Genomic DNA, 10,348 nt, shown 5'->3' with positions numbered 1-10,348 from the left:
GAATTCAACGATGAAGATGAATCTGCTTCGGGGTTGCGTCGCCGCAGGTATCACGAGTGCTGCGCTCATGCCGTCGGTTTCCCAGGCATTCGACGGCGAGCTTGCGTTCTACGGCAGCATCTCCGACGTCACCTGCAACATCGACGGTGCAGCGCCGGGTGCCGGCAACCGCAAGGAAGTCCAACTCGGCGACCGGATCGGCACGGACACGTTCACCGAAATCGGCAAGACTTCGAATCCCGTCACGTTCAACCTGAACATCGGCGGCAATGCGGGTTGTACCAACGGCACGAAGGTCCTGGTCGAATTCGATCAGCGGTCGATCAACATCAATCCGGTGACCGGCAACCTCAAGCTCGTGGGCACCAAGCCGGCGGAAGGCGTCGAAATCCAGATCATGGACGCAGGGAACGGCAAGACCGGCAAGATCATGCTCGGCCAGCCGCAAAACATCGCGGACGCCCAGGTCGCGACCGTCGCGAACAACACCGCCACCCTGTCCTATGCGGCGCAGTACGTATCGACGGCCGCGCCGGCTGCCATCAAGACGGGTTCGGGCAACTCGTTCATCCGCTACGTGCTCGCCTATCACTGATCGATGCCATCCCTGTTCCACGTCATGAACCTGTCCATTCGCTCCATTCGTTTGCAAGCCCTGGCCGGGGTCGTGGCGTGGGCTGCCTGTGCCACGCTGGCACAGGCAGCGCTGCTGCTGGACGGTACCCGGGTGATTTTTCCCGAGCGTGCTCGCGATGTGACGGTCCGGATGAAAAACGCCGGTACCGAACCGGTGCTCGCGCAGAGCTGGATCGACGACGGCCGTGCCGACGTGCCGCCCGAGCAGATGCGCACGCCGTTCGTGGTTGAGCCGACGCTGGCGCGCGTCGAAGCCGGGCGAAATGCCGTGCTGCGCATCACGAACATGCAGGCACAACTGCCGGCCGACCGCGAATCGGTGTTCTGGCTGAACGTGCTCGAGGTGCCGGCGGTGCAGCAGGACACGGACAATCGCCTGCGCTTTGCGTTCCGGACCCGCATCAAATTGTTCTACCGCCCCACGGCGCTTGGGAACGACGTCGATACCGCAGTGGACAAGCTGGTCTGGAAGGTGTCGGCCGACGCGGCTCGCGCGGGCGGACAACCGATATCGCTCGAGGTTTCCAATCCGACGCCGTATTACGTGTCGTTCGGCATGGTCGAGGGCGACGTCGGGGGAGCCTTCGTCCCGGCCGGCGGCGGGATGGTCGCACCGTTCGATACGCAGCGCTTCCCGTTGCCTGGCACCACCGCGCGTTCGCAGCGCCCGACGGCCGTGCGGTACATGGCGATCGACGACTACGGCGGCCGCAGCACCATAACTAAAAAACTGACCGACTGAGCAACCGGTTCACGCAACACATCCAGAAGGCACGACACTGCACGCCGGGTCTCGAGTTAGATTCGGTATGCTAAACAACTGTATCCTCATGCTGAGTTCGGCGGGTTTTCAATCTTCATGCGCACCGCGGCTTCCGCAGCGTCCTTGTCTGCTGGCTGCCGCATCCGTGTTCGCATCGGTCGCGATGGCGTCCGGGACGAATGGCTTCGCTGCCACGGTGGATACGGTCGACGCCGCCGCGCGGGAGGGTGCGCGCCGCTCGACCGCGGGCGCGGCGCCGCGCCTGTCGGCTGGGGGCGCCACGCATTTCGACGATTCGATGCTGATGCACGGCGCGGGCAGCGAGCCGATCGATACGACGCCGTTCGCACATCCGAATGCGGTCGTGCCCGGACGGCATCGGGCCGATCTGATCGTCAATGGTCAGTGGCGTGGCGTGGAAGACATCACGTTCCGCCCCGATGCGCGTGGTGATGTGCTGCCTTGCTTCGATCGCACGCTGCTGCAGCGGGCAGGCATCGATCTGGAGCGAAGCGCGCGCGGCCAGGACGGCAGCGAGCCGTCGAATCCGATGCCCGAGGGGACGATCTGCGATGCGCTGTCCCGCTACGTACCCGGCGGCGCGCTGTCGTTCGATGCGGCCGAGCAACGGCTGTATCTGACGGCGCCGCAGTTCTATATGCGGCTCGCGAACCAGAGCACTTATGTTGACCCTTCGAACTGGACGAACGGTGTGCCGGCCGCATGGCTGAACTACAACGCGAGCGCGTTTACGACGCGTTCCGGCGGGTACGAGTTTTCGCAGTTCTACACGGGCATGTCGATGGCGGCGAGTGCTGGTCCGGTCCGGATTCGTCATAACGGCAACCTGACCTGGTCGCAGCGCGGCGGCGCCCGCTATCAGCGCGGCTACGTGTACGCGCAAACCGATCTGCCCGCGTGGCACGCGCAGTTGCTGGCGGGCGAGAGCTCGACCAGCGGCGCGATGTTCGATGCCGTGTCGTTCCGCGGCGTACAGCTCGCCAGCGACGATCGCATGTTGCCCGACGAGCAGCGCTACTACGCGCCGGTCGTGCGCGGCGTTGCACAGTCCAACGCCAAGGTGTCGATCTACCAGCGCGGCTATCTGGTGCACGAGACGACCGTCGCGCCCGGCCCGTTCGCGATCGACAACCTGCAGGCGATGAGCTACGGCGGTGACCTGAACGTGACGATAACGGAAGCCAATGGCGAGACGCGCAGCTTCGTGGTGCCGTTCGCGACGACGGTGCAACTGCTGCGTCCGGGCAGCACGCGGTTCAGCGTGATGGCGGGGCAGGCGATCGAGCTGGGCGACGATATCGGCCGGCAGTACGTCGGCCAGTTTACCGTGCAGCACGGTGTCAGCAACGCAGTGACGGCATACGGCGGCGCCGCGTTTGCGAGCCGTTACCAATCCGTGCTGACGGGCGTTGCGCTCAATACGTCGATCGGCGGCTTCGCGGCCGACATCACGGTCGCGCGGACGCAGCCGCGTGGCAGTGAGCGCCTGACCGGTTCGAGTATCCGCGTGTCGTACAGCAAGAACCTGCCGAACAGCGGGACGAACTTCTCGTTGCTCGCGTATCGCTACTCGACGAAGGGCTATCTCGGCCTGCGCGATGCGATGCTGCTGAACGGTCGGGGTGATCAGGGCGCAGGGGCGGCCGCGTTTGCGCGGTTGCGCGATCGGGTCGATCTCAACGTGAGCCAGCAGATCGGGCGAGCGGGCAGCGTTTATGCGAACGGGTCGGCGCTCAGCTACTGGGCGGGCGGCGGGCAGACGGTCAGCTTCACGCTTGGCTACAGCACGCAATGGCGTGACGCCACGGTGACCGCGTCGGTGCAGCGCGTGCGCAACCTGTCCGGACGGGAGCCGTCGTTCGATGGCGGGTCAGGCAGTACGCTCGTCAGCCTGAACGTATCGATTCCGTTGGGGCGCAATTCGCGGCGCGCGCCGATCTTCAGCTCGCTCGTCACGCATGACAGCAGCGCCGGCACGAGCGCCACGGCCAGCGTGGCAGGCCGCTTCGGCGAGCTCGGCGACGGTTCGTACTCGGTGGCGTCGAGCTACGACGGCAACAACCGCGGATCGTCGGGCAGTTTCGGCATCGGCTATCAGCGGCCGGCCGTGTCCGTGTCGGCGAACCTGGGCATCGGGCGCGACTATCAGCAGGCGTCGGCGAACGCGACGGGCGGCCTCGTGTTGCATCCGGGCGGCCTGACACCGGCGCCCACGTTGAGCGAGACCATCGGCGTCGTGCACGTGCCGCACGCACGCGGTGCACTCGTCGCGAACACGAGTGCTCGCGTCGACCGCTTCGGCTATGCGGTCGTGCCGAGCCTCATTCCGTATCAGCTGAACAAGATCGACATCGATCCGAAGGACATCGCGGAGGACGTCGAGTTGAAGACCGTCTCGCGCAGCGTCGCGCCGCGCTCGGGCTCGATCGTCATGCTGTCTTACGACACGCTGAAGGCGCGTGCACTGCTGATCGACGCGCAGACCGACGACGGGCGGCCGCTGCCCTTCGCCGCGCGTGCGCTCGACGCACGCAGCGGCGCTGCGCTCGGCGTGGTCGGGCAGGGCAGCCGACTGTTCGTACGCAGTGCCGCGGACGATGGCCAGATCCGCGTCGAGTGGGGGACGCGTGCCGACCAGCAGTGCGTGATCGATTACGCGGTACCTGCTGAACAGCGCTCGGGGACGGGCTACGTGATGCTGACGGGCACCTGCCGTGCGGCGACGCTGACGCCGAACGCGCTCGGGCCGCGGGCCGAGCGGGAAGGGGGGCGCTAGCACGATGGATCGTTCGCGCTTTCGCTTCGGCCCGCTCGCGCGCCTGTCGTCGCGTCGTGTGTGCCGGCAACGGGTTGCCGGCCGCATCGTGCGGGCGGCGGTGCTGGCCAGCGTCGCGAGCGTCGGCACGCCCCGGTGCGACGCGTCGCTTACCGTCGTCGGCACGCGGTTCGTTTATCCGGCCGATGCGCGTGCGCTGACGATCCTCGCCCGCAACAGCGGCAGCGCGCCCATTCTCGTGCAGGCGTGGCTGGACGACGGCGACGCGAATGCCGACCCGAGCCGGCTGCGCGTGCCGTTCGTCGTCGCACCGCCCCTTGCGCGGCTCGATCCCGGGCAACCGCTGTCGATCCGCGTGCAGGCCGTCGGCGGCGGGCTTGCCACGGACCGCGAGTCCTGTTTCTGGATCAACCTGCTCGAAGTCCCGCCCGCCGCGCCGACCGGCGAGCCCGTGCTGCGCATCGCCTACCGGTTCAGGATGAAGCTGCTGGTCCGGCCGCCCGGGCTTCGTGGCGAGCCCGACGACGCACCGAACCGGCTCGCATGGACGCACGACGGCACGCCGGCCGCAGCGTCGATCGCCGCGAGCAATCCCACGCCTTACTACGTGACGCTGACGCGCCTGTCGGTGAACGGCGAGCCCGTCGCGCTGAAGCACGGCGCGGTGGATGTCGCGCCATTCGGGCGAGCCGAGATCCCGATCGACAGGCAAATCGGCGCGGGCGCGATCGTGTTCGATGCCGTCGACGAGAGCGGCGCATCGCACGAATACCGGGCGCAAGCCGTGCCGCCGTGACGAGCGGCACGTCAATGTTTGCAGGACCCGTCCTGCCGGGGAGTATCGGCAGGGATTCGACTATAACAAGGGAAAAACGAAAGTGAACAAGACCTATGCTTTGGTGTGGAACGTCCGACAAGGCGCCTGGCAGGTCGCCGGCGAACGCGTACGCCGGCGCGGCAAATCCACCACGCGCGCGGGCGTCGTCGTGGTGCTGGCGTGGCTCGCGGGCAGCGCGGCGATGCCCGTGCATGCGCTACCCGCGGGCGAGAAGATCGTGTCCGGGAAAGCCGACATTCTTCGCTACGACAACGGGCAGCAGATGTCGATCAACCAGCATGACAACAAGCTGGTGTTGGACTGGCAGACGTTCAACGTCGACAAGGGGCAGCGTGTCACGTTCAACCAGCCGTCCGTGACGTCGATCGCGTTGAACCGCGTCATCAGCCAGGACGCCAGCGCGATCCACGGCAGCATCGATGCGAACGGCCGCGTGTTTCTCGTCAATCCGAACGGCATCCTGTTCGGCAGGAGCGCACAGATCAATGTCGGCGGCCTGGTCGCGACGACGCTGGACATCAAGAACGAAGACTTCGACGCCGGCCGCTTCCGGTTCTCCGGCCAGACTCCGAGCGAAGTGCAGAACTTCGGCAATATCGTGGCGAGCGAAGGCGGCGCGATCGCGCTGCTGGGGGCGCGCGTGTTCAACAAGGGGATCGTCCAGGCGCAGATGGGCACCGTCGCACTGGCGTCCGGCAGCGATGCCACGCTGAACTTCGACGGCGGCAAGCTGCTCAACGTGCAGATTGACAAGGGCACCCTCGACGCGCTGGTGAGCAACGAGCAGTTGCTGAAAGCCGACGGCGGACAGGTGTTGATGAGCGCCAAGACCGCCGATGCGGTGCTGCGCACGGTGGTGAACAATCAAGGGACCATCGAGGCACGCACGCTCAGGAACAACGCGGGCCGGATCTCGCTGGACGGCCACGATGCGGGCACCGTGAACGTCGCGGGCGTGCTGAACGCGAGTGCGACGACGCCGGGCAACGGCGGTACGGTCGAGACGCGCGGCGCCGACGTGAAGGTGGCGCTCGGCGCGACGGTCGACACGCGCGCGACCAACGGCCGGACCGGCACGTGGCGCATCGCATCGTCGGACGTCTCGGTCACGGCGGGTGCGAACCAGCCCGGTACGATCGTGGCGGACACGCTGTCGCGCAATCTCGCGACGACGGATGTCGAGCTGGTTGCCGAACGCGGCCAAACCTCGGTCGACGGGGCGATCACGTGGGCGAGCGGCAACCGCCTGGCGCTGGCCAGCCGGCAGGGCGACGTGTCGGTCAACGGCGCGTTGCGCGCGACCGGCGCGAACGCACGTGTTGCGATCGATGCACGCAAGGACGTGCGGATCACGGCGCCGATCGCGCTGACCGGCGCGAACGCGCTGCTGACGCTCGACTACGGCGCGGCGCAATGGCTCACCGGTGGTGCGGCAGTGAAGCTGTCCGGCGCCGGGGCCGGTTTCGAATCGAACGGCTATCGCTATACCGTGGTCCAGAACCTCCAGCAGTTGCAGGCGGTCAACGCGAATCTCGACGGCCTGTACGTGCTCGGCAACGACATCGTCGGTTCCTACTACGGCACGGCGTTCAGGACCATCGGTTCGGGCGCGTCGTTCGCCGGTGTGTTCGACGGCCTCGGCAACACGATCGGCAACCTCGCCATTTCGAGCAGCGACCCGTACGCGGGGCTGTTCGGCCGCAACACCGGCACGATTGCCAACCTCAAGCTGAACGCGTTGCGCGTCAATGCCGCGGCGGGCGTCGGCCCGGTGGCCATCGGCGGGCTGGTCGGCGAAAACGCCGGCAGGATTTCGAACGTGACCGCGACCAGCATGCAGGTGAGTGCAGGCGCCAACCGCAGCAATGCGCTCGGCGGCCTGGTCGGCATCAACCAGGGTGAAGTATCCCGCGCGTCGTTTACCGGTTATGTCGCGGGCAACGGCATGTCGTATGCCGTCGGCGGCCTGATCGGCGAGAACCGTGTGGACCGGTTTTCAGGTGTCGTATCGGACAGCGAGTCGAATGCGACCGTATCCGGTGGTGCATCGAATCTTGCATCGATCGGCGGTCTCGTCGGCGTGAACCGGGATGGCCTCATTCTGAGGTCGACCAGCCGCGGTACCACGTCGGGCGCCAACATCGCGGGCGTGAACGTGGGCGGGCTCGTGGGGGCGAACCTGCTCGGCATGATCGAAGACTCGGCCGCTCTCGGGCGGGTGACGGGCGGCTCGGGCGGTACGGCGGGCGGCCTCGTGGGCAGCAATACGGGCAAGATCGTCAAGTCGAGCGCGAGCGGCCCCGTCGACGGCCGGTACGCGCAAGCGATCGGCGGCTTCGTCGGCCTGAACCAGGGCATCGTGACCGACAGCAAGGCGCTGGGTGACGTGTGGAGCGCATCGACGGGTTCGACGGGCGGCTTCGTCGGCGTCAACCTGGGTGCGAACGCATTCATCGACATGGCGGAAGCGCATGGCGCGGTGAACGGCGGCCAGGGCAACAACGGCGGCTTCGTCGGCAGTCACTTCGGTGGGCGGATTGCGCATGCGGTCGCGCGCGGCAAGACGACGGGCGGCAACTACAGCAAGACGGGCGGCTTCGTCGGCAGCAACGCGGCTGAACTGAGCAACGTCGACGCGAGCGGCGCCGTGTACGGCGGCTATGGTGCGGCGGTGGGTGGTTTCGTCGGCGCCAACACGACGTCCGGCACGATCGAGGCAGCGTCGACCACCGGCAACGTGACGGGCAGTTCGTCGAGCACGGTGGGCGGCTTTGCCGGCGAAAACCTCGGCACGGTGAGCGACGCGTCGGCATCGGGCGTGGTCAACGCGGGGAGTTACTCGACGCTCGGCGGCTTGATCGGCATGAACGCCGGACTCGTCGAACGCTCCACTGCGAACGGCCGGGTCAACGGATCGTCGACGCAGACTTTCGGCGGGCTCGTCGGCATCAACCGTGGCATCTTTCGCAACAGCATCGCGTCCGGTGAAGCTGCGCTGCAGAAGATCGCCGGTCTCAATCTCGGTGTGATCGAGTAACGCAACGGCCGGCGGGCGCGGCCACCTGCGCGCCCGTCGGCGATACCAAGGTAGAGCAGCATGAAGACGATTCTATGGCGCAGCTCCTGGCGGATCGGCCGGGCGATCGTACGCCTGACGATGGCGGGATACCTGGTTCTTGCATTCGGCACGCATGTCGCGGCGCAGGGTGCCGACGGTACGACAGCGCTGGATTGCAGTGTCGGCAACGTCGAAGCGACACCCTGGCAAATGCAGACGCCATTGACGAGTACGACGCCGCCAAACGCGATCCTGTACGGGCGCACCGTTTCTATCTTCGTGAAGTTCAAGTACGGCACGGCGCCGGTGGCGCACGAGTTCGTGACTGCCGCCCATTGGTTGCCAGGCAGTGTCGTCCCGGACGGCATCGCGCAAACCAACGTCGAAGGTATCGGCTTCAAATGGGCCGGTGTGTCTGACGATGGCGCCGAACGCACGCTGCGGCAAGGCCCGCAGCCGATGGCGACGGCAAAGTTCGCCCTCAATTCCGCGGGCGGCGGCGGTTCGGACTCGATGATCATGCGCTTTCGGCAGTTTCTGGTGCTCGACAAGCCGGCTTCGCAATTGCCGCAGGGCAAGCTGATCGTCAAGAGCCTGTCCGGCAATCCGACCGTCGCGATTTACGCGCTTGACTTGCCCAAAGGCACCGCGTCGATTGGTGGCTCGGTGACTGTGCCCGAGGTGACCGTGCCGCCCAACCTGTGCAAGCTACCGAAAACCTATACGGGCGTCGGCAACGTTTGCATCGGCAGCGAATGCGAAATCCATGTGCCGAATCGTTGCGAGATTCAGTCGAACTGGATCGTGCCGGTGACGCTCGGCAATTTCTCGATCAGCAATTTTCCGAGCGTGAATGCGACGTCGAAGCCGGTCAGTTTCGACATCGCGCTCAGTCAATGCGCGGCGTCGGCCAAGCCGGAGATCAGCTTCCGCGACAAGGCCGCGAAGCCGAATCCGGACAAGACGCTGCTTCAACTGAGCGCGCCGGCCGGGCAGACGGTCGCACGCGGGTTCAACATCGTGATGACGAACGCGTTGACCGGGGAGCGGATCGCGTACGGCGAGCCGGGCGCAGCCGTCGAGTACCCGATGCGGCGCACGGGCGACATGGCGGTGATGCCGTTGCGTGCGCAGTACATCCGTACCGGCGCAGAAGGCGAGCTGGCGCCCGGCTATGCGGGCGGCGGGGCGGAATTCTCGTTCACGTTTCCGTGATCGCGGCGCGCGATGCGGCCTCATTACGAAACCCGCAGAGCAAAGCACCATTTGTTGGTTCGGATTCGCCGCGTGCGCTGATACGTTAGCGGCTTCGCGACGGCACACTCCGTCGCGATGTGTGTCGAACCGTGCCGCCGCGCGATCCGCGGCGGCCTTCATAACAAATCAGGTCGTGCTCATGAAATTCCACACGCTCGCTGCGTGGCTCGTCGGAGCCGCGCTCATTACCGCAGGCACCGTCGCGCATGCGGACCGTCTCGACGACATCAAGAAGGCCGGTGTGCTGCGCGTCGCAACGTTCGACAGCAACCCGCCATTTGGCTATGTCGACGGCAAAAGCAATCACATCGTCGGTCTCGACGTCGATTACGCGAAGGCACTCGCCGACAAGCTCGGCGTGAAGCTGCAACTGCAACCGACCAATCCCGCGAACCGCATTCCGTTCCTGACGTCCGGCAAGGTCGACCTCGTGCTCGCGAACTTCACGATCACCGACGAGCGCGCGAAGCAGGTCGACTTCAGCATCCCGTATTTCTCGTCGGGCCAGCAGTTTCTCGCGAAGAAGGGCGTACTGAAATCGGCCGACCAGCTGAACGCGCTGCGCGTCGGCGCCGACAAGGGCACGACCAACGAGATCACGCTGCGCGAGAAATTCCCGAAGGCGACGATCGTGGCGTACGACGATACGCCGTTCGCGTTCGCCGCGCTGCGCGCGGGCAACGTGCAGGCGATCACGCAAGACGGCCCGAAGCTGATCGGGCTGCTCGCGAACGTGCCGGACAAGCAGAACTACGAGATCCCGGCGTTCACGATCTCGAACGACTACATGGGTGTCGGCGTGCCGAAGGGCGAGACGCGCCTGCTCGGCTTCGTCAACGACACGCTGAAGGGGCTCGAGGCAAGCGGCCGCGCCACGCAGATCTACGACGCATGGTTCGGGCCGACGACGAAGACGCCGCTCACGCGCATCTTCCGCATCGGCGACAAGACCTGACAGGTCCCGCACGCGCGCCGCGATCGGCCGGTACACCGGCCGCG

General features: G+C 66.2%; 7 protein-coding genes. All 7 read left to right on the top strand.

Translation table 11 applies throughout. The features are described from left to right. The first annotated feature begins 67 nt into the window (after window positions 1–67). The 7 genes from FFS49_RS24785 (at window position 68) to FFS49_RS24755 (ending at window position 10,304) form a co-directional block, all read left to right on the top strand. Window positions 68–595, top strand: coding sequence for a fimbrial protein (locus FFS49_RS24785; RefSeq protein WP_224755953.1), 528 nt, complete (start codon window positions 68–70; stop codon window positions 593–595). 24 nt (window positions 596–619) lie between these two features. After that, the gene (locus FFS49_RS24780; protein WP_105815859.1) at window positions 620–1,378 is read left to right on the top strand and encodes a fimbria/pilus periplasmic chaperone; all 759 of its coding nucleotides are present in this window, start codon (window positions 620–622) and stop codon (window positions 1,376–1,378) included. Between the two features lie 166 nt (window positions 1,379–1,544). After that, on the top strand, window positions 1,545–4,196 hold the full coding sequence (locus FFS49_RS24775; protein ID WP_105815858.1) for a fimbria/pilus outer membrane usher protein: 2,652 nt from the start codon (window positions 1,545–1,547) through the stop codon (window positions 4,194–4,196). A 4-nt stretch (window positions 4,197–4,200) separates the two neighbouring features. After that, a complete protein-coding gene (locus FFS49_RS24770; protein ID WP_105815857.1) occupies window positions 4,201–4,992 on the top strand; it encodes a fimbria/pilus periplasmic chaperone in 792 nt (263 codons plus the stop codon). Between the two features lie 82 nt (window positions 4,993–5,074). Next, on the top strand, window positions 5,075–8,071 hold the full coding sequence (locus FFS49_RS24765; RefSeq protein WP_105815856.1) for a GLUG motif-containing protein: 2,997 nt from the start codon (window positions 5,075–5,077) through the stop codon (window positions 8,069–8,071). 60 nt (window positions 8,072–8,131) lie between these two features. After that, window positions 8,132–9,307 carry a fimbrial protein gene (locus tag FFS49_RS24760; protein ID WP_105815855.1) on the top strand — a complete coding sequence of 392 codons (1,176 nt, stop codon included), beginning with the start codon at window positions 8,132–8,134 and terminating at the stop codon, window positions 9,305–9,307. A gap of 181 nt (window positions 9,308–9,488) precedes the next feature. After that, complete coding sequence (locus tag FFS49_RS24755; RefSeq protein WP_071334422.1) at window positions 9,489–10,304, top strand: ABC transporter substrate-binding protein; 816 nt, start codon at window positions 9,489–9,491, stop codon at window positions 10,302–10,304. Window positions 10,305–10,348 lie beyond the last annotated feature (44 nt).

The organism is Burkholderia sp. 4NA327C6 (assembly GCF_005502655.1).
GTDB classification, from domain to species: domain Bacteria; phylum Pseudomonadota; class Gammaproteobacteria; order Burkholderiales; family Burkholderiaceae; genus Burkholderia; species Burkholderia contaminans.
Note: the sequence above shows the minus strand (reverse complement) of the source record. Positions and strands in the feature narration are given on the sequence as shown.